We start from the raw sequence: 18,948 nt of genomic DNA, 5'->3' as shown, positions 1-18,948 counted from the left end.
AGGCAATTATACAAAAAATACCGATTTTATGTCAAGAAAAAAGCCTTTCCGGCAATGAGCATGAACCGCACTTAAGACATTGGCCTTTGTTGATGAATTCTCATCCTTTAAGAGATCGATCCAAAATAAAACAGTATTACATTACCGTACCTGTTGGCAGCCATGTTGACCATGCCGGAATTAAAATAAACACTTGGGCTTTAAAAAATGAAAGCGTCGTTTTTGATTTTTAATACGGCGCTTTATTCTTATAACTTGGTTAAGAATTCTATCGTTTTCCCTTGACAGATCCTTTTTCACTAACTGCAGACGTGCTCAAAGAGTTGTTTAACGGAACTGTAATTACTGCAAGGACAACACCCAACGCCAGTGTGCCCAGCAAGGAAACCAACCCGTGATAATGGTACCAGAAGAGCATATAACCCGTGCATAAGACTACGGAGATAAGCATTGCCGGGAAGGCCACCTTCATATAACTGATGAAAGTAATCGGGAAACCTCTTTTTTCCGCCATCCCGACTACCACCACATTGGCCGAGGCGCCGATAATCGTCCCGTTGCCGCCCAGGCAGGCGCCCAGGGACAATGACCACCATAAAAAGTTAAGGTCGCCCGACATGCCCAGTTGGCCCATATCTTTAATCAGGGGTATCATAGTGGCAACGAACGGTATATTGTCTACAAAAGCCGAGGCAATTGCCGAAACCCACAGGATCAGCATACCGGCAGGAACCATCATTCCGTGTGTAACGTCAATCGTAAAGCGGGCAATGGCTTCAATGATTCCGACCTTCTCAATTCCACCTACAACCAAAAACAAACCGGCAAAAAAGAAAATTACCGGCCATTCAACAGCATGCAGGGCTTGTTCCGGGTCATGCCGGCTGGATAAAAGTAAAAGCAGGCTGGCGCCGCTTAAAGCAATAACCGATGATTCCAGGTGGATGTACTGGTGAATGACAAAACCTAAAATAGTCAAGCTCAGAACGACCAAACACTTTTTAAGCAAAGAAACATCTTTTAATTCTTCCTTTTCGTCCATCTTCATGATATCCTGCTGCAGTTCCGGCGTTGTTACTAGGTGTTTCCTGTAGATCAGGATAAGCAGTGTAATCGTAATTACATGGACTACTACTATTATTGGAGCCAAATTGAACACAAAATCCATAAATCCTAGTCCGGTCGAACTGCCAATCATAATATTCGGCGGGTCGCCAATCAGCGTGGCTGTACCACCTATATTGGAGGCAATAATCTCAGCCACCAGAATAGGAATGGGATTGACCTTCAACTGCCTGGCAATGGCGAAGGTTACCGGTACAATTAACAAGACCGTTGTTACATTGTCCAAAAGGGCGGAAGCTATAGCCGTAACTGTAGCCAAGGCCATCATTATCTTAACTGGATTTCCTTTTACCATCTTGGCCGCTCTCACGGCAAGATATTCAAAGACTCCCGTGTTGCGTGTAATACCTACAATGATCATCATTCCGATTAACAGGCCGATAGTGTTCCAGTCAATATACTCAATAGCGTCTTCAACAGTCAGAACGCCTGAAAGCATCAGTAAACCGGCGCCTATTAAAGCCGCAATTGTACGGTGGACTTTTTCAGAGACGATAACCGCATAGGTAAGCAGGAATATCGCCAGTGCGAAAAAATACATATTTTCACCTCTTTTTACCAAAGGTTTATTGAAGGCCACCGGTATCGCCAGTGGCCTTCAGCGCTTATCTTAAAACAAAATCTTTTTAATGCATCGCCGGAATTACCCAGATGGCGAGCAAGACGACAAAACATATGGCCAGCGACAGAAACACATAAGGTGCGCTCCAGCGTAAAAACTCTCCCAGCGGCACTTTCCGGCCGTCTTCCTTTTCAGCCATGGAAAGCGCAACATACAAAGCAGGCGCGCCCGCGATGGTCAGGTTGCTGCCCAGCGTTCCGGCAAAAAGCAAACCCCAGTAAAAAGGCCAGGCGCTTATCCCGGTGCTTTGAGCAAAATCCCTGATGATGTAGAGCATGGCCAGGATATAGGCGTCGTGTTCCACTACGCCGACAATCGGAGCTGTCACCCAGTACAGAAGACTTACCCCCCCGAGTAAAGAAGCCTTGAAGAACGGAGACAGCCAGTTAGCTACAATCTGGATAATGCCGACGTGCTCCAGCGCTCCAACCAAACAGAAAAGTGAAGAGTAGAAAAATATGGCGTCCCAGGAGATTTCGCCGAGTATTTCTTCAAAACTGGGAACATCAATATTCCAGGGGCCTTTTAATATTTCAATCAGCAAAACAAGAGTTACCGCTCCGGCAAAGGCTAAAAAGCCCAGGTGCAGGCCGGTAAACTGCCTGAAGGCCATCAATAAAACCGTGGCCAGGAACATGAAGCAGACTAAAAAGGCAAATTTCGGGTTCTTGATTGGGTTTTCCGCTCCCTCTTCACGGGTTACGTTAACCCTTCTGTTTTTGAAAAACTTTTTAAAAACGAAATAGAAAGTAGTTACAACAATTAGGTAAGTAATTGTAAGCATAATAAAGGATGAAGGTTTGCCATCCAGCCAAAGGAACCCGGAAAATTCAATACCGGAAACGCTGTGCAGCAGCTGCGGGGGCAGGTCTCCCAGCAAAAGGGCGGTGCCCATAAAGTTTGCGCACAGCCCGAGGAAAAGGATCGGGGCAAAAGAGGCGAACTTAAACCTCCGGCTTACCTGCATGAGTACCGGGGCAAACATCAGGATGATGACCACGTTGTCAATTAACATGGACACAAGGCCGGCAAGTGTGCCCAGGGCAACTACAAACAGGGCCAGGTTTCCCTTGGACATTTCCAGCATCTTCTCGGCCAGCCATTCGGGTACCCCAGTCTTGCCGAAATAGGTTGCAATCAGCCAGATGCTCAAAAGAATGATAATAACGTTCCAGTCCACCAGCCCGAAGGCAGTAACGTCACTTATTGACCCGCTTACCACAAGGGCGACCACGCCGATCACAGCCCCGACGACACTGCTGATTACCCGGCTGACAACCAAACCTATTGCAATTACAAAGATAATTAAAGTAACAGTTTGGACGTCTGTCAACAATTTTCCCTCCCTTTTTGACAAATATTATCAGAAAAGATTATTTAAAATTTTAACTCCTAAAAACCTCTCAGCCTTTGAAACGAACATAAACAATGTCTTTCATTTATTTCATATTAGGCGGCTGCGCTCATTTTTACCGAGTGCAGCCGCCCATTACTTTACAGTTAGCAAACCCACCCTTTTACAGGCGCCGGAGTATGAAAAGCAACCTTATCCGAAAGGGCAGCTTTAGTAGTTACTCTTCTTTTTCGGCCTTAAAAAACACGGGTAAAAGACGCGCCACCCAGCATAGTAAATAAAGAGTGATCATCGTCAGTCCCATTCCGAAAATCATCATTGAAAAGCCGTACTGCCACTTTGTAAGTTCCATATTAAAGGATCTCCTTTCCTGGCTGATTGATTAAATATATCCCATTGCTGCGAGGACGGCCAGCATAATGCTGGCTGCCAGAACCGAACCGATCTGTCCTCCAGTGTTAACACCCATCGCGTGCATAATCAGGTAGTTGTCTTCGTTCTCTTCCTGTCCTACCTTATGGGAAACACGTGCCGCCATCGGGAATGCGGAAATTCCGGCCGAGCCGATCAGCGGGTTGATCTTTTCCTTGCAGAACAGGTTCATCAGTTTAGCCAGGTAAACACCGGCTATGGTGTCGCCGCTGATGGCAACTGCTCCGAGGATAAAGATCATCAGTGTCTTGGTGGTCAGGAATATCTCACCGTTCATAGTCGCGCCGACGCTTAAACCAAGCAGCAGGGTAACGATGTTGCAGATTTCGTTTTGGGCGGCTTTGTTCAACCTGTCTACCACACCGCACTCACGAAGGAAGTTGCCCAGCATCAGTGTACCCATCAGCGGAGCGCCCATTGGAGCAATAAGAACAGTTATAATTGTAACGGCCACGGGGAAGATAGTTCTGACGGTCTGGGATATTGGTTTTTGTTCCGTATAGGACATCAGCATTGAGCGCTCTTTCTTTGTGGTGCAGAGCCTCATCAACGGAGGCTGGATTAAGGGAACCAGGGACATATACGAGTAAGCCGCTACTGAAATCGGGCCGAGTAATTGCGGCGCAAACTGGGTGGTTACGTAAATTGAAGTAGGACCGTCACAGGCGCCGATTACACCAACGCAGACGGCCTCCAGCCGGTCAAACCCGAGCGCAAGGGCCAGCAGCAGAGTAAGAAAGATTCCAAACTGACCCGCCCCGCCCAAAAGAAAAACCCTCGGGTTGGCAAGTAAGGGTGTAAAGTCGGTCATTGCTCCAATGCCTAAAAATATTAAACATGGAAAGACTTCATTTATTATTCCAGCGTTATAAAATTGCCTCAGCAAACCGTGGGGTTCCATCATTCCGGCCAAGGGCAAATTTGCCAGGATGCAGCCGAATCCGATGGGAACAAGCAGCAATGGCTCGAATTCGTGTTTGATGCCCAGCCAGAGCAACAGTATACCAATACAGATCATTACCGCATACTGCCAGGTCAGGCCGGTAAAACCAGACAGTATACCTTGAAAAATAGTCATTACAGCGTCACTTGTCAATAGAACCACCTCATATTTCTTGAGTATTATGAAGTACCCCTAATTTTTATATAGGGGTACTGCGGTAGATTACTGCAAGGCTATTATGTTTCTATTCTTTATCAACTAGTCGGCGTCGATTGTAAAGAGCTTGTCTCCCGCTTTTACATTCTGGCCTTCGCTGATGAAAACTTCCTTTATTGTTCCTGCTGACTTGGCAGGAATTTTATTTTCCATCTTCATAGCTTCGATAACGGCTACGGCGTCCTTCGCTCCAACTTTTTGTCCTGTGTTAACAAGGACTTTTTTCACTATCCCCGGCAGTGGCGCGGTAACTTTCTTTTCAGCCATTATTTCCTTCCCCTTTCTAAAATTAAACGTTTTTTTGTTTACTAACTATGCCAGAGTAATAAGCGTCGTATTGACTTTTACATTTTCCATTGGTGATACGTTAACTGTCTTGACAATTCCATCCTCGGGCGCAAACATCCGCACGTTCATTTTCATGGATTCCATCATAACGATGGCATCGTTTTTTTTGACGCGATCACCTGCCTTTACAAAAATTTCTAGAATTTTACCAGCAATTGGTGCATTTACTGGCTTACCCATTCAAACTTCCACCTTTGCTACAAAAAAACCTTCAAACTGGGAAAAAAACTCCCTAATAATTTATGACGCAATAATCATGCCAGACATTTAACTAGTATAGCCAGTACAATAGACTTAAATAATGACTGCAATTCTGCCCCACTGACTGCAGTTATGCAGTCAGCCAGAAGTCAATCAATTGCATAGCCTGTCGAAATGAGCAATATTTACAAAAGGTTTTAAATCACAAAAGTAGATTCTCAGCTGAGTAAAGCAATGGATCACTTGCCCATGCACAAAAAAGGAATTAAAATAATTGAGAATCTAAAAAACCGAAGAGGTATTATATATGCTAGTACGCAATTGGTACAATATATTTAATCTTTACTTTTAATAATCAGGACCGGACACTTAGCGTGCTGCAGAACGTAATTGGAAACGCTGCCCAGGCCCGTGAGCATCCTTTCCACAGATCCACGGTTAACTGAACCCATCACTATTAAATTAAACTCTTCCTTTTCAGCATAACGGACAATAGCTTTGCCCGGGCTCTCATCAAGGATTACCGAACTTACCGTGATGCCTTCTTGTTTAATCTTGTCTTCATATTCTTTCAGGATCTCTTCAAAATATTTGCGGCTGTCATTTTCCAGACCCTTAACCAAGTCTGAAGCAGCTACGGATGATACAAAACTGGGCATTTTTACTGAGGTCAGCAGGCAAATCTCTCCCTTGCTAAATTTAGCAATCTCAACTGCTTCCTCCACAGCTTTTTTAGCTTTCTCACCGTTGTCATAAGCGACAAGTATTTTCTTAAGCATAACTCACAGTCCCTTCAGAATAATTTTTAATTCAATTATTTAACGGCAATGGTATTCTAGAAATTTATATCATAAATATACTACCTTCAGCAAGCTTATAAAACAGGCAGAAATAGATAAATCAGCTGTTAATAAAACCATTATATGCCCAAAAGAACAATCCTACTATGCACAAAAAAAACTCCTTACGGATAAATAATTAGGACAGGGAAAAATTATTCCCTGTCCTTTTTCATAAATTACTTTTTTATACTTGGAAATTATTTCTCTTTCTACTAATAATGCTTATTTCGCAAAAATATTGAACTGATTCTTTAATTCTATTTAAAATATTTCTATTTAAAATATTTTACTCCACTTGTTAGTTTTTAATAATCAGGACATTACACTTGGCATGCTGCAGTACGTAATTGGAAACGCTGCCAAGACCCTCAAGCAGTCTTCCTATAGATCCACGGTTACCTGAACCCATCACTATTAAATCAAATTCTTCCTTTTCCGCATAACGGACAATTGCCTTCCCCGGACTCTCATCAAGGATTACTGAACTTGCTGAAATGCCTTCTTTTTTAATATTATCTTCATACTCTTTCAGAACTTCCGTAAAGAGTTTACGGCTGTCATTTTCTAATACCTTTAGCATGTCAGGACTCGCGGCTGATATAAAACTGGGCATTTTTACTGAGGTCAGCAGGCAAATCTCTCCCTTGCTATATTTAGCAATCTCAACTGCAGTTGTTATAGCTTTTTTAGATTTTTCAGCGTTGTCAAAAGCAACCAGTATTTTTTTGTACATAACCCCTGCCTCCTTTTTATAATTTTTTATTTATATATTCAAAATTATATAGCAGATTACCCTATTAGGCAACTAATAATTCTATAAATCAAAGAATAGGTGTGTTTGAATAGTAATTTATAACAGTATACCATAAAATGTTAAAACTATTTCTCTTATATACAGTCATTTACAGTACAATGGATTGTCTGATCCAAAACCCACCGGCCCCCTGTCTAAATAAATATTTCCTGGAGATAAAAAGATTATCAAGCATTCGTGGCGCCGCTTCAGCGGCATGGATGTCTACTACTATACTAAGAGTAATCAGAAATATGATAAGGAGGTGGCGATTAATATGACCACTAAATTTGTCAAAAAAATACAAAACATTGATCTGCCGCCTCATCAGCTAAGGGAATTAGGTTTATCTAGGGATTGGCAAAAGAAAGAAATATTCAGAACCACGTTCCTATAAACAAAAAAGAAGATTAATTCCCGCTCTCCTAAGCCTTTTTTCAAAAAGAAGTCTTGATGGAAAAAGAAAAGCGCCTCAAATCCTTGAGACGCTTGTTTTCTTGTGGAGGCGGCACCCGGACTTGAACCGGGGAATAACGGTTTTGCAGACCGTCGCCTTAGCCTCTTGGCTATGCCGCCATGACGCAAATGGAGCGGAAGACGGGATTCGAACCCGCGACCCTCGCCTTGGCAAGGCGATGCTCTACCGCTGAGCTACTTCCGCAATTCTTTATAAAGCTAATGAAAATACTTGCTGTATAGAACATTAGAATTCTGGCGCCACGGGACGGAATTGAACCGCCGACACGCGGATTTTCAGTCCGCTGCTCTACCAACTGAGCTACCGTGGCGTAAATGGCGGAGCTGACGGGATTTGAACCCGTGATCTCCGGCGTGACAGGCCGGCATGTTAAACCCCTACACTACAGCTCCACATAAATTACAGCAAAAGTTAGTATACAAAAATTCCTCGAAAAAGTCAAATTAAAATTTTAAATGATGATTAATTAATAAAAATAATCAATGAGATTCCACACTGTATACATACCATAAATAATTTGACAAACAAGCGCTTGATGATAAAATAGCATATATATAAACTGATCTTGCGTCTTATATAAGCGCAAGAGGAGGTTGATAATATGATCCCTGTAAATGTAAAAGGTGTTGCATACGACGCATCCGGCAATCCGATCATATTACTCACCGATCAGGAAGATAAAAAGGTTCTTCCTATATGGGTAGGCGCATTGGAAGCCCATGCTATCGCTGCAGCTCTTGAAAACATTACAATGTCCCGGCCCTTGACACATGATCTGCTTAAAAATATCTGTACAATATTAGGCGCAAAGATTTCACATATAGTGATTACGGATTTACATGAAAATACTTTTTATGCTGAAATACATATATGCACGAGTGACAAGGAAATGGTCATTGACGCACGGCCAAGTGACGCCATTGCTTTAGCGTTGCGTACTTCAGCGCCGGTTTTCGTCCTGCAAAAATTGAGCGAACACATGCTCCAAATAAAGGATATCTTAGAAGAAGAATTAGAAAACGAGTTGCTGCAAATAACAAATAATTTCCTCAAGGAAAATAAAAAAGCTATTCACTAAAGGTTAAAAAATGCTTAATGAAGCTTAATTGGAACAAGATGCAGGTTATGCTATAAGAGATAACTATAAGAAAAGGGAGGTGGAATATTTTAATGGCAACGCCGGTTAATCCAAAGCTAGTTGGTACGATTGTATCAATCGACGTTAAGGTAGGTGATCAGGTAAAAAAGAATGATGTGTTAGGTTCCATGGAGGCAATGAAGATGAATATAAAAATCTTTGCTCCAATTGAAGGAACAATTCAAGAAATTCATGTCAAACCAGGAGACCCCGTAAATCCCAAAATCGCCGTATTAACAATGGAATAAAACAATACCTGATTTTTTATAGGGCTTCACTTTTTTAGAGATTCCCGGCCCTCCGGAGCAGCACATTATAATTTTGACATTTTGACATTGCAGATTATCGCATATCAGTTACTGAAGAAAAATCCCTTTGAAAGTCCGTACTCTGCACAACTTAATCCTACTAGCTACTGACAACAGCTGCCTATATGCATAGCCTCCCCCGAGATATGCAAAAAACAACCCAAAAAAGCATTTATGGTGTGAATAATTCCCAAATTAATATTTGAAAGGCATAACCTTGCATTGAGGATAACCAGACAGGAAGGGGAAAATAAGTGGCTGAAGAACTTAAAAGACCGGTAAAAATTACCGACACAACACTGCGGGACGGGCATCAATCTCTGCTGGCAACCAGGATGAAGACCGAACACATGATACCTATTCTAGAAAAAATAGATAATATAGGTTATCATTCTCTGGAAATATGGGGCGGAGCAACATTTGACACTTGTCTGCGTTTCTGCAACGAAGATCCCTGGGAAAGGTTAAGAACGATTAGAAAACACTGTAAAAAAACAAAGTTGCAGATGCTTTTAAGAGGGCAAAATATTGTCGGTTATAAAAATTACCCTGATGATGTTTTAACCGAGTTTATTAAAAGAACCGTATATAATGGCTTAGATATCTTTCGCATTTTTGACGCCTTAAACGATGTCAGGAACCTGCGGAAAGCCATGGAGGCAGCAAGAAAAGAAGGGGCGCATGTCCAGGCGACAGCCAGCTATACAATTAGTCCCGTGCATGATATTAACTACTTTGTAAAGCTTGCTAAAACTCTGGAAGAAATGGGAGCCGATTCTATCTGTCTGAAAGACATGGCAGGTATTATATCCCCCGAAGCAGCTTACCAAATTATGAAAAGCTGGAAAGAAACTGTGAAAGTGCCTATTCAGCTTCATTGCCACTATACCAGCGGCATGGCTTCGATGGCCTATCTAAGGGCCTGCCAGGCGGGAGTCGATGTTATCGACTGCTCTATTTCAACGATGGCCTTACAAACATCTCAACCTGCAGTAGAGCCTATGGTTGTTACTCTTAAAGAAACACCATGGGATACGGGGCTGCAATTAGAACCCCTGGTGGAGATTGCCAAGTACTTCGATGAAGTGCGCAAAACACACTACGCCAATTTCGATCTTTCACCAAAGAGCGTAGACGTAAATGTGCTTCTGTACCAGATTCCCGGTGGTATGATGTCTAACTTCTTCTCCCAGTTAAAAGAACAGGACGCTCTTGACAGGCTTCCGGAAGTATTGGAGGAACTCCCTCATACAAGAGCAGATCTTGGTTACCCGCCGCTTGTGACTCCGACAAGCCAAATAGTGGGTATTCAGGCAGTGTTAAATGTTTTATTCGGACGCTGGGTATTTAATTCTGAGGAAATCATTAATTATGTACGCGGTCAATATGGCAAACCCCCGGCGCCAATTAATAAAGAAGCCAAAGAAATGATCATCGGCGATGAAGAACCAATAACCTGCAGACCCGCAGATCTGCTTCCGCCCGGCCTGGAAGAAGCCCGCAAACTGGCAGAACCGTACATGCGTCAGGAAGAAGATGTGCTTTCGGTGGCTATTTTTCCGGAAGTAGCGTTAGACTTTCTTAAGAAGCGCAATGAAAAATTAAACAAAGAATAGAAAAGCCAACAAAAAAACAGGTTCTCAAAAGACCTGTTTTTTATTATAAAAATATCCAATATCCAATATCCAATATCCAATATCCAATATGTTTAATTGCTTTAAATAGAGTAATCGTTTCTTTTAAGGCGATTCATCTTTCTGACAAGTGTAGACTGGTCTATTTTGAGCGCTTTAGCTGCTTTGTAGGTGCTTCCAAACTCCTGCAAGGCATTTTTAATGAGCTGTTTTTCAAGTTCAAAAAGCGCGGTTTTGATGGGCAGCACACCTTTAACTAAAACACCCGGCGAAGAATCGTTATGCTCAAAAAGGTAATCAGGCAAATCCGGCAAAGAAACCAGGGCGCCCGGAGAAGTTACGATTAACCTTTCCACCAGGTTCTCTAATTCACGCACGTTGCCAGGCCAGTTATATTCAAGGAAAACTTCAAATACTTCCGGCGCAAAATCCTTTTTAATATTGTAAGCCTTGCAAAACTTATCCCTAAACGCATATACCATCGGGATGATCTCTTGCTTCCGCTCCCTAAGAGGCCAAACATAAAGCGGGATTACGTTCAAACGGAAAAAAAGGTCTTCCCGGAATAGACCTTTTTGAACCAAGTCTTCAAGTTTACGGTTGGTAGCCGCTAAAATCCGGACATTTACAGAGCGGTGCTTTTTGCCCCCAACCGGCATGATTTCTTTTACCTCAATTACTCTTAACAATTTTACCTGAAACGGAAGAGGAAGTTCGCTTATTTCATCCAAAAACAGAGTCCCGTTGCTGGCCATTTCAATTAAACCAACCTTCCCTTCCCTGTTTGCTCCAGTAAAAGCCCCTCTTTCATAGCCAAAAAGTTCTGACTCCAGAAGATTTTCCGGAATAGCGCCGCAGTTTACAACTACAAATGGTTCCTTGGCCCGTTTGCTGTGCTTATGAATAGTTTTTGCTATAATTTCCTTGCCGGCGCCCGATTCTCCGGTAATGAGCACTGTGGAATCAACCTGCGCCAGCCTGAGAGCCATGGCCAATAAATCCTGCATCTTCGGAGAAGTAAGGATTATCCCTTCCTGGCTTAAAAGCCTCATTCTTAACTGTTTCAACTCGTCATAATACTTTTCGCTTAATCTTTGGCTTTGCTCCAACTGGCTGCGCAGATCATTCAGTTCCGTAAGGTCGCGAATATTGACAACAACGTGTGTTAGTTCACTGTCCTGATTCATAATCGGGTTGCCTGTAATCAATAACTGGTTTTTATCTTTATTGACCACTAAATTTACCGGCTGCCCTTTTTTCTTGACCGCCTCCACTATTGAACTTGAATACACGTTAGCATCAACAAGATTCTTAAAGTTTTTTCCTATGATGTTTTCACCGGGAAAACCTGTAATCCTTTCATGGGCATGGTTTGCCCTAATTATTTCTCCATCCGGTTTGGTGACCAGAATTCCGTCATAGGATGATTCTACAATACATTCGAGTTCTTTATACAGCTCCTTGACTGACTGCAGTTCTTCGGATATAAATTCTATTTCTGAAATATCCTGAAAGACGCCAACCGCGCCGACTAACTTGCCATTTTCCACTACCCTGCTGCGGTTGGTCAGATATATATGTTTTCCTTTAGAATAGTCCACATATATTTTGCACTGAGGCTGGAAGTGATCTTCCTTCAAAGCTTCCAGTAATTCTTGAGGAATTATAACCTCAGAAAGATGTTTGCCTAAAGCATAGCTTTTTTTCCGTCTTGTTATTTCTTCGGCGGCTTTATTAAAAAGCGTAATTATACCCTCAGTATTTATGGCAATAATTCCATTGTGAGCCGAGTCAAGGAGTGTTTCTATTTCCGCAAACATCCTGGTAGCCATTCCAAATAAAGCTGAACCGGCTTTTTCCTTGGATAGAATTCCAACAAATCTACCTTCTTCGTCAATAACAGGAAATATTTTCTGAGGCAGGGACCATGCTTCAACAAGGGGAGTATCTTCAGTAAGTGTAAGGAAATCCTTGTTCATGATCTGGTCTACTTTAAGAAAATCACCGAAAACAACTGGTTTAAAACCAAATAGTTCATCTTTGGTAACCAGCGTAATTATACCGCCCTTTTGATTAATAACAGGTAATCCGTCAACTTCCAACTGCCTGATCAAATTCCAAGCTTCATCAAGTGACTGTTCCGGAACAAGGCTGTTTTGTACTTTTGTCATTACGTCTTTTACGAACATTAAACCACCCTGTTTCTACGTTGATTAACTTGATTTTACTACAAAGTTGCGTACTCCTCAACCTGTTGCAAAAGTAAAATGTTTTTTACAGCCGGTAAACTGTATTTTCAATGTACAAAAAAGGGCTGTTCCAAAAAAGGCTTGACATAAACAAAAAGCTGTTATTAAATAATTGTAGTAACTAATTAAATAGCGCTCTTATCCAGAGAGGTGGAGGGACTGGCCCGATGAAACCCGGCAACCGCCTTAATTCAAAGGAATGGTGCCAATTCCTGCAGAGGAGAATTTCTTCTGACAGATAAGAGGGAGTTGAAAATACAAGCCTCTTCTATGTTGGAAGAGGCTTTATAATGTCTGGAATGAGCGCTGTAAATGGAGGAATAAGTATGAGCGCAGAAAAAACTTACGCCGGGATTAATGAAAAAATTAAGAACGGCAAAGCAGTGGTCATGACCGCCGAAGAACTTATCGCGTTTGTTGAAGAAAAAGGGTTTTCACGCGCAACGCAGGAAGTTGATGTTGTGACGACGGGAACTTTTAGCCCGATGTGTTCCTCGGGGGCATTTTTAAGCTTCGGGCATTCCGAACCGCGCATAAGAATGCAGCGTGTCTGGTTAAACGATATAGAGGCTTATGCAGGACTTGCGGCTGTGGATTCGTATATCGGCGCCACCCAGGTTCCTGAACATGATCCTTTAAACAGCAATTTCCCCGGAGAATTTAAATATGGCGGCGGACATCTGATTCAAGAACTGGTCGAACGCAAGCGCGTCAGGCTGAAGGCCTTTTCTTACGGCACCGACTGCTACCCCAGACAGGAAATAGAAACTTCCATTACCTTAGACGAGATCAACGAGGCAATACTGTTTAACCCGCGCAACGCCTACCAGAACTATAACTGTGCGGTCAACCTGAGTCCGCGTACGATTTACACATATATGGGCGTACTGAAACCTAACCTGGCCAATGCGCACTATTGCAGCGCGGGGCAGCTCAGCCCGCTGCTCAAGGACCCATATTTTAAGACAGTCGGAATCGGGACAAGAATCTTTTTAGGCGGAGGTGTGGGATATGTAGCCTGGAACGGCACACAGCACTTCCCCTCTATTCAAAAAGATTCAACCGGCCGTGAATTTGGACCAGCGGGAGGAACTTTAGCTCTGATCGGCGATTTAAAGCAGATGAATTCCCAATGGCTCAGGGGCGCCAGTTTCCTTGGTTACGGAGCAACTCTGGCTGTGGGAATCGGTCTGCCCATCCCCCTCCTTAACGAAGAGATAACGAAATTTGCCGCAGTAAAAGATAAAGATTTATACGCGCCAATTGTTGATTACAGCGACGCATACCCGAACAGAAAACCCGGCAACCTGGGCTTGGTCAGTTACGCCGAACTAAAATCAGGCCAAATTACTGTTAACGGCAAACAGGTCCCAACGGCTCCGTTATCAAGCTATCCCGGGGCCAGGAAAATAGCCGGCATACTTAAGCAGTGGATTTCTGACGGGACATTTTCAATTACCGAGCCAGTAAAACTTCTTCCTAATTTTAATGATCAAATAACAGCCAATGTGCTTAAGGGTTAATCTGAAAGGAGGGTCAATTAATGGCGCCTGAGAGAATTGTTTTGCGCTTTACTCCCGATACTACTGAAAAGCCGGTTATCTACCGTTTGGTCAAGGATTATGACTTGGTAATTAATATATTAAGAGCAAATATCAACCCGCAAAAGGAAGGGACTTTGGTTCTGGAACTGACCGGGGAAAAATATCAGCAGGGACTTGATTACCTGCTCCGGGAAGGAGTATCGGTCCAGCCTTTAATTGAAGGAATCACCCGGAATGAACAGCTTTGCACAATGTGCGGCGGCTGTACCGATATTTGCCCTACCAAGGCTTTGTATATAGAGCGGCCTGGTATGGAAGTGTTTTTCAACGATGATAAGTGCATCGTCTGTCAGCTCTGCGTAAAAGCATGTCCCATGCATGCCATGGAGGTCAGGTTTTAATTGCAATACCTTGAGCGTGCTTACCGTAAACTGCACAGGCAGGATGACCTCGCTCATTTCAACGTTGCCGTAAAAGAAACGGACCTGGATGTTGGTGTCCGCAGGGATCAGTACACTGCAGAACTGGTCGAGAAAACCCGGCAAATAATAAAACGATGCCGGGAACCACTTGAAAAGTATATCAAAGAGGATCCTGGATTTTTAACGGCTCTTACACCCTATGAACCGGCTCCGGATGCGCCGCAGATAGCTGTAGAAATGGCGGAAGCTGCCGGTCTTGCCGGAGTGGGACCCATGGCGTCGGTTGCGGGGGCAATAGCGCAAAGTGTGGGAAACTCCCTGACGAAATATTCGAGGGATGTTATTGTGGAAAACGGCGGGGATATTTATCTGAGGACAGGACGGATAAGGTATATAGGCATATTTGCCGGCAAGTCCGCGTTGGGTCAAAAACTGGCTCTTGAGATACGGCCGCAGCAAAGCCCCCTTGGAATCTGCACTTCTTCCGGTACGGTCGGACACTCTTTAAGCTTCGGTATCGCAGACGCCGTGATTATTCTTTCCAGATCAGCAGCTTTAGCGGATGCTGTAGCAACGGCATCCGCCAACCTGGTCCATAATAAGGATGATCTTGCTGCGGCGGTCGATTTTGCAATCGGCATAAATGGTGTTGACGGCGCTCTGGCAATCGTTGGCGATACGCTCGCATTCCGCGGTCATGTCAAGCTTGTGCCGCTTAAGCCATAGGTAAATCTCATTTCTATATACTCAAGCGATTTTTTTTGAAGATCAATACCAGGATACTTAACACGAGCAAACCGCCGGCGATAACCGGCAGCCAAATATGGGTTAGATGCGATATATATTTCCAATTATGGCCAAAAAAAATGCCTATACCCAGATTAAAAAGTGACCATATAGCCGCAAAGATTAAATTAAAGCCCGTAAATTTTAATATGCCAAGGCCGCTTATGCCCGCCAAATAAGGTGTAATGTTGCTGACAGTCGGTATGAAGCGGCCGAAAATAATAAAAGCGGCGGAGGACTGTTCCATCCAGCTTTGAGCGCTTTTCAAACGCTGAGGCGTAATCCGGAGGAGCTTTCCAAACCTGAACAGGAATGGTTCACCAATCTTTATGCCAATCAAATATGCGGCCACGGAACCTATATTGAAACCTAGAAATGTAACCAGAAAAAGCTGAAACAGGGGGAACCTGCCCTGTCCGGATAAGAAACCGGCCAGGATGACCATTATTCCGCCCGGGAAAAAGGGAATGCCCATTGACTCGATGACAACGCCCAGGAAAACCCCGCCCAATCCAAGAGCAACAATGTAATTCATTACCCATTCCGCCATTTTTAAAGCCTCCTGAACATTTAGAATGTCCAGGAGCATTAATTCCATTCCTGTCTATAGAGACATCAGGTTGACATTTAAGAAGCAACAGTTTAACATACTAAATAGAAAAATTTTTGTCCCAGTAGCTCAGCTGGATAGAGCAACGGACTTCTAATCCGTTGGCCGGGGGTTCGAATCCCTCCTGGGACGCCAGAAAATACAATAATGGCAAGGGTTCCGGGTTCGGAATTCCTTGCCATCTGAATTATGAAGGTATTTTTGCAACAAAACGGTTGGGCTTTCTTGCCGCCCTTGCGGGCGCGCATCTGATAATACTTCTGTGATAAACAGTAAATGAACCAATCTCACGACAAACTGAAATAAACGACATATTAGCGATGGAATACATTTATCCAGCTGTCTTCGAGCAAAACAGCGATGGCAGTTATACAATTACTTTTCCTGATTTACCCGGCTGTATCAGCGAAGGCAAATCTTTAAGCAACGCTATCGACATGGCGCAAAGCGCATTAACGCAATGGATTGAATACTTGTTAGAAGAAAAAATCAATATTCCCCATCCTAGCGATATAAAAACAATTAAAACTTTGTCAAATCAATTTACGAATCTTATTAGGACTGGAATACGTGATAACCATGCGGTACGCCGCACAGTCAGTATTCCGGGATGGTTAGATACAAAGGCTGCCGATGCTGGCGTCAGTTTATCTAAAGTTCTCCAGGAGGCATTAAAAGCCCGCTTCGAAATCGAAAAGCAGTCCTAACCGGGCTGCTTTCTTTAAACCAACAATTTAAAAATAATTAAAAATAAGTTATAATTCCTTAGAAAAAGTTATGAAAGGGAACGGGAGGAACCAAAATGCCTACTTACGAATATGTGTGCAAAAATTGCGGCTGTAAATTTGAGAGATTTCAGATGATGACTGATGAACCAATTAAAATTTGCCCCGAATGCGGAGGCGTTCCCACACGTTTAATCGGTAGCGGAATGGGCTTGATTTTTAAAGGACATGGATTTTATGCAACGGACTATAAAAAAGGCCCTTCTTCATATATGCCCTGCAGTGAGAAAGAACCTGATCCCGAATCACCGGCGCCGGATTGCAATACATGCAAGGAAAAGTCGGGCTGTGAATTTAACAATCAGGCATAAAACGTGCCCGCTTTATAATTAGGTTTCTATGAGCCGCTTAGGAATATTCACCGGCCATAACCCGGTGAATATTCCTGCTCAGAACGGCTTCTATTAAATCTATAATCTAATTTTCATCGGGCGATAGTCAAAATACCTTATTCACCTGTGCTATTGTTTTCAGTTTCTTCCTCTTCGGGTTCTTCTTCATCACCATTTTCCATCTCTTTATCCTCATTGCTAACAGAAGCAGTTAAAGAAGCAGTTAAATAGGAAAGTTTCTGATTAATTGTCCCGGCGCAGAATAAAACAGCGGCAATCCCGCCATAAACAGCTACTGGCTCAAATATCCCGGGCAGTAATTGACCTGGCAATAATTGTTTAACAACCCCAGCGGACGGATATCCCTGGGCTGCATAATGAGAGACGGTATTTTTAAATAATAAAATATTGTTCACTAAAAACGCAATTCCAATTAAAAGCACAAGAATAGCAGCAGCATAGATTATTTTTGTACTGGTAAGCAGTTTGTTATTTCCCGGTTCCATAGATTTTTATCCCCTTCTGCCATAAACTGGCTAATAATTTATCTAAGAGTGATTGTATCACTAATCACAAAGAAAAATACTTAAATTTTACTAAAAAAAAGAAAAATAATTCAAACTCAAGTTTTACAACAATGTCAATATATGTAATGTTGATTGACAACAAAATGATTCCATATAATATGTATATTATAATAGAATAAAAAAAACAGACGTCCTTTCCTCATATTAAATCTTTATAATAATACTATGCTTCAATCCAAAATGAAGGAGAATATTATGTTCAATATTTCAGGTAATGTTGTTGTAAAAGAAGATGGCTCTAAATTTGCTGTTGTGCCCGTAAAGTACCAAATAGTTAAAAACAAAATCGAGGCTGAAAAAGTCCAGGAAAAGTCCAGTTTAGAATATCCCGGTATGCCTATAATATTAATGGCCATGGGCATAGACGGAATACCAGCATACTATGGACAGGAAGACATTATAGATTACCTGAATAATAACCCCACCCGTTTACCATGGAAACTGTTTAAAGTTAAATAAATTTTACATTCCCCAACCCTGAATTTAGACAAAAACATATTAATCAACACACAGCCGAAAGGTTTAATCATCCAGCTGTGCGTTGATTGGTAATATTTACGGAATTCAATCAGCGTTTTCTTATCTTACCGGGTGTCTCAATCAAGAACCTGGCATCCGGGGCGCCGGCGCTGAATGCAAAGCGGCTGTCCGCCGGCTGGGAAACCGTCTATGGACACCCGATCGTAGTGGTGGAAACATTCGTGGATCACAGCCGATTTAAAGGTACCTGTTACCGGGCTGCCGGCTGGGTTCCCTTAGGCATGACTACGGGTTATGGCCGTACAGGCGGCATCTATTACTACCACGGACAGTCAAAAACCGTCCTTGTCAAGGTAAGTCACTTCTGCCTGTTTGCCGTCATGAAGCCCACCGGCGGCGGTGGTGGCGGTGGCGCAACCACCGGTATCGGTCCTGAAGGCGGCAAGGTATCTATCTTAGACGGAAAAGCTGTTATAGAGGCGCCTGCTGGCGCGCTCGACAAAAAAGTCAACATAACCATTACCAAGCAGGATCAGTTTACTGCTCCCGCGACGGACTTAAAACTGCTCGGTGATGTTTTTGAATTCGCTCCTACAGGGACGAAATTCAGCAAGCCAGTAAATGAAAGGAGGAATTACATCGGGCGGCGACCCTGCGCTGGCCGATCGGGCAGTGCTTCGAGGAGACCAAGAGCTACCTTGGGATGGACCACTGCGAGG

Annotated in this window: 20 protein-coding genes, 5 tRNA genes and 1 riboswitch; of the genes, 11 read left to right on the top strand and 14 right to left on the bottom strand. The window is 43.1% G+C overall.

Features of this window, described 5'->3' with window-relative positions; genetic code table 11:
* Nucleotides 1-268 precede the first annotated feature (268 nt).
* From DEH07_10690 to DEH07_10640, 11 genes are all read right to left on the bottom strand, one after another.
* The gene (locus tag DEH07_10690) at nucleotides 269-1,666 is read right to left on the bottom strand and encodes a hypothetical protein (protein ID HBY04957.1); all 1,398 of its coding nucleotides are present in this window, start codon (nucleotides 1,664-1,666) and stop codon (nucleotides 269-271) included.
* Between the two features lie 85 nt (nucleotides 1,667-1,751).
* Nucleotides 1,752-3,104 (bottom strand): permease, encoded by a 1,353-nt coding sequence (locus DEH07_10685; protein ID HBY04956.1) that lies wholly within the window; start codon nucleotides 3,102-3,104, stop codon nucleotides 1,752-1,754.
* Nucleotides 3,105-3,483: 379 nt separating this feature from the next.
* Complete coding sequence (locus DEH07_10680; protein HBY04955.1) at nucleotides 3,484-4,611, bottom strand: sodium ion-translocating decarboxylase subunit beta; 1,128 nt, start codon at nucleotides 4,609-4,611, stop codon at nucleotides 3,484-3,486.
* A gap of 123 nt (nucleotides 4,612-4,734) precedes the next feature.
* Nucleotides 4,735-4,959 (bottom strand): hypothetical protein, encoded by a 225-nt coding sequence (locus DEH07_10675; GenBank protein HBY04954.1) that lies wholly within the window; start codon nucleotides 4,957-4,959, stop codon nucleotides 4,735-4,737.
* 45 nt (nucleotides 4,960-5,004) lie between these two features.
* Nucleotides 5,005-5,220, bottom strand: coding sequence for an acetyl-CoA carboxylase biotin carboxyl carrier protein subunit (locus tag DEH07_10670; GenBank protein ID HBY04953.1), 216 nt, complete (start codon nucleotides 5,218-5,220; stop codon nucleotides 5,005-5,007).
* A 356-nt stretch (nucleotides 5,221-5,576) separates the two neighbouring features.
* Nucleotides 5,577-6,020, bottom strand: coding sequence for a universal stress protein (locus DEH07_10665; GenBank protein HBY04952.1), 444 nt, complete (start codon nucleotides 6,018-6,020; stop codon nucleotides 5,577-5,579).
* A 361-nt stretch (nucleotides 6,021-6,381) separates the two neighbouring features.
* A complete protein-coding gene (locus tag DEH07_10660; GenBank protein HBY04951.1) occupies nucleotides 6,382-6,816 on the bottom strand; it encodes a hypothetical protein in 435 nt (144 codons plus the stop codon).
* Between the two features lie 560 nt (nucleotides 6,817-7,376).
* Nucleotides 7,377-7,452, bottom strand: a tRNA-Cys gene (locus DEH07_10655).
* Between the two features lie 10 nt (nucleotides 7,453-7,462).
* Nucleotides 7,463-7,537 (bottom strand) — tRNA-Gly (locus tag DEH07_10650).
* 51 nt (nucleotides 7,538-7,588) lie between these two features.
* Nucleotides 7,589-7,664, bottom strand: a tRNA-Phe gene (locus tag DEH07_10645).
* A gap of 5 nt (nucleotides 7,665-7,669) precedes the next feature.
* Nucleotides 7,670-7,746 (bottom strand) — tRNA-Asp (locus DEH07_10640).
* A 209-nt stretch (nucleotides 7,747-7,955) separates the two neighbouring features.
* Here DEH07_10640 and DEH07_10635 point away from each other — a divergent pair.
* The 3 genes from DEH07_10635 (at nucleotide 7,956) to DEH07_10625 (ending at nucleotide 10,416) form a co-directional block, all read left to right on the top strand.
* Complete coding sequence (locus tag DEH07_10635; GenBank protein HBY04950.1) at nucleotides 7,956-8,432, top strand: bifunctional nuclease family protein; 477 nt, start codon at nucleotides 7,956-7,958, stop codon at nucleotides 8,430-8,432.
* Nucleotides 8,433-8,524: 92 nt separating this feature from the next.
* Nucleotides 8,525-8,740 carry an acetyl-CoA carboxylase biotin carboxyl carrier protein subunit gene (locus DEH07_10630; GenBank protein ID HBY04949.1) on the top strand — a complete coding sequence of 72 codons (216 nt, stop codon included), beginning with the start codon at nucleotides 8,525-8,527 and terminating at the stop codon, nucleotides 8,738-8,740.
* Between the two features lie 314 nt (nucleotides 8,741-9,054).
* On the top strand, nucleotides 9,055-10,416 hold the full coding sequence (locus DEH07_10625; GenBank protein ID HBY04948.1) for an oxaloacetate decarboxylase subunit alpha: 1,362 nt from the start codon (nucleotides 9,055-9,057) through the stop codon (nucleotides 10,414-10,416).
* Between the two features lie 101 nt (nucleotides 10,417-10,517).
* On the opposite strand, the gene DEH07_10620 is transcribed toward DEH07_10625, so the two are convergent.
* Nucleotides 10,518-12,623: a Fis family transcriptional regulator gene (locus DEH07_10620; GenBank protein HBY04947.1), complete on the bottom strand. Its 2,106-nt coding sequence runs from the start codon at nucleotides 12,621-12,623 to the stop codon at nucleotides 10,518-10,520.
* 195 nt (nucleotides 12,624-12,818) lie between these two features.
* Nucleotides 12,819-12,928, top strand: a riboswitch (SAM riboswitch).
* Between the two features lie 81 nt (nucleotides 12,929-13,009).
* Here DEH07_10620 and DEH07_10615 point away from each other — a divergent pair.
* Genes DEH07_10615 through DEH07_10605 form a run of 3 tightly spaced genes read left to right on the top strand, consistent with a single transcriptional unit; the run spans nucleotide 13,010 to nucleotide 15,375 of the window.
* A complete protein-coding gene (locus tag DEH07_10615) occupies nucleotides 13,010-14,206 on the top strand; it encodes a hypothetical protein (GenBank protein HBY04946.1) in 1,197 nt (398 codons plus the stop codon).
* Between the two features lie 20 nt (nucleotides 14,207-14,226).
* Entirely contained in the window at nucleotides 14,227-14,628 is a 402-nt protein-coding gene (locus DEH07_10610) for a (Fe-S)-binding protein (GenBank protein HBY04945.1), read from the top strand.
* Entirely contained in the window at nucleotides 14,629-15,375 is a 747-nt protein-coding gene (locus tag DEH07_10605; protein ID HBY04944.1) for a hypothetical protein, read from the top strand. It begins immediately after the preceding gene.
* Between the two features lie 13 nt (nucleotides 15,376-15,388).
* Here the strand turns inward: DEH07_10605 and DEH07_10600 are convergent, their stop codons facing one another.
* The gene (locus tag DEH07_10600) at nucleotides 15,389-15,985 is read right to left on the bottom strand and encodes a DedA family protein (protein HBY04943.1); all 597 of its coding nucleotides are present in this window, start codon (nucleotides 15,983-15,985) and stop codon (nucleotides 15,389-15,391) included.
* Nucleotides 15,986-16,103: 118 nt separating this feature from the next.
* On the opposite strand from DEH07_10600, the gene DEH07_10595 reads away from it, so the two are divergent.
* The 3 genes from DEH07_10595 (at nucleotide 16,104) to DEH07_10585 (ending at nucleotide 17,141) form a co-directional block, all read left to right on the top strand.
* Nucleotides 16,104-16,180 (top strand) — tRNA-Arg (locus DEH07_10595).
* 185 nt (nucleotides 16,181-16,365) lie between these two features.
* Nucleotides 16,366-16,752: a HicB family protein gene (locus DEH07_10590; GenBank protein ID HBY04942.1), complete on the top strand. Its 387-nt coding sequence runs from the start codon at nucleotides 16,366-16,368 to the stop codon at nucleotides 16,750-16,752.
* A gap of 95 nt (nucleotides 16,753-16,847) precedes the next feature.
* Nucleotides 16,848-17,141 (top strand): FmdB family transcriptional regulator, encoded by a 294-nt coding sequence (locus DEH07_10585; protein ID HBY04941.1) that lies wholly within the window; start codon nucleotides 16,848-16,850, stop codon nucleotides 17,139-17,141.
* Nucleotides 17,142-17,278: 137 nt separating this feature from the next.
* On the opposite strand, the gene DEH07_10580 is transcribed toward DEH07_10585, so the two are convergent.
* The gene (locus DEH07_10580) at nucleotides 17,279-17,668 is read right to left on the bottom strand and encodes a hypothetical protein (GenBank protein HBY04940.1); all 390 of its coding nucleotides are present in this window, start codon (nucleotides 17,666-17,668) and stop codon (nucleotides 17,279-17,281) included.
* Nucleotides 17,669-17,944: 276 nt separating this feature from the next.
* Here DEH07_10580 and DEH07_10575 point away from each other — a divergent pair, with 276 nt between their 5' ends.
* Together DEH07_10575 and DEH07_10570 are read left to right on the top strand one after the other, a co-directional pair.
* Nucleotides 17,945-18,208, top strand: coding sequence for a hypothetical protein (locus tag DEH07_10575; GenBank protein HBY04939.1), 264 nt, complete (start codon nucleotides 17,945-17,947; stop codon nucleotides 18,206-18,208).
* Nucleotides 18,209-18,300: 92 nt separating this feature from the next.
* Nucleotides 18,301-18,948 (top strand): hypothetical protein (locus DEH07_10570; protein ID HBY04938.1); only part of this gene is annotated, 648 nt, incomplete at its 3' end.

It is taken from the genome of Desulfotomaculum sp. (assembly GCA_003513005.1).
Classification (GTDB): Bacteria; Bacillota; Desulfotomaculia; order Desulfotomaculales; family Nap2-2B; genus 46-80.
Note: the sequence above shows the minus strand (reverse complement) of the source record. Positions and strands in the feature narration are given on the sequence as shown.

Bases quoted from the DNA above. Each gene is read 5' to 3' on its own strand.
- DEH07_10690 (HBY04957.1), bottom strand. From the start codon at position 1,666: ATGTATTTTTTCGCACTGGCGATATTCCTGCTTACCTATGCGGTTATC.
- DEH07_10610 (HBY04945.1), top strand. From the start codon at position 14,227: ATGGCGCCTGAGAGAATTGTTTTGCGCTTTACTCCCGATACTACTGAA.
- DEH07_10630 (HBY04949.1), top strand. From the start codon at position 8,525: ATGGCAACGCCGGTTAATCCAAAGCTAGTTGGTACGATTGTATCAATC.
- DEH07_10675 (HBY04954.1), bottom strand. From the start codon at position 4,959: ATGGCTGAAAAGAAAGTTACCGCGCCACTGCCGGGGATAGTGAAAAAA.
- DEH07_10580 (HBY04940.1), bottom strand. From the start codon at position 17,668: ATGGAACCGGGAAATAACAAACTGCTTACCAGTACAAAAATAATCTAT.
- DEH07_10680 (HBY04955.1), bottom strand. From the start codon at position 4,611: ATGACTATTTTTCAAGGTATACTGTCTGGTTTTACCGGCCTGACCTGG.
- DEH07_10590 (HBY04942.1), top strand. From the start codon at position 16,366: ATGGAATACATTTATCCAGCTGTCTTCGAGCAAAACAGCGATGGCAGT.
- DEH07_10615 (HBY04946.1), top strand. From the start codon at position 13,010: ATGAGCGCAGAAAAAACTTACGCCGGGATTAATGAAAAAATTAAGAAC.
- DEH07_10600 (HBY04943.1), bottom strand. From the start codon at position 15,985: ATGGCGGAATGGGTAATGAATTACATTGTTGCTCTTGGATTGGGCGGG.
- DEH07_10585 (HBY04941.1), top strand. From the start codon at position 16,848: ATGCCTACTTACGAATATGTGTGCAAAAATTGCGGCTGTAAATTTGAG.
- DEH07_10665 (HBY04952.1), bottom strand. From the start codon at position 6,020: ATGCTTAAGAAAATACTTGTCGCTTATGACAACGGTGAGAAAGCTAAA.
- DEH07_10670 (HBY04953.1), bottom strand. From the start codon at position 5,220: ATGGGTAAGCCAGTAAATGCACCAATTGCTGGTAAAATTCTAGAAATT.
- DEH07_10660 (HBY04951.1), bottom strand. From the start codon at position 6,816: ATGTACAAAAAAATACTGGTTGCTTTTGACAACGCTGAAAAATCTAAA.
- DEH07_10620 (HBY04947.1), bottom strand. From the start codon at position 12,623: ATGTTCGTAAAAGACGTAATGACAAAAGTACAAAACAGCCTTGTTCCG.
- DEH07_10575 (HBY04939.1), top strand. From the start codon at position 17,945: ATGTTCAATATTTCAGGTAATGTTGTTGTAAAAGAAGATGGCTCTAAA.
- DEH07_10635 (HBY04950.1), top strand. From the start codon at position 7,956: ATGATCCCTGTAAATGTAAAAGGTGTTGCATACGACGCATCCGGCAAT.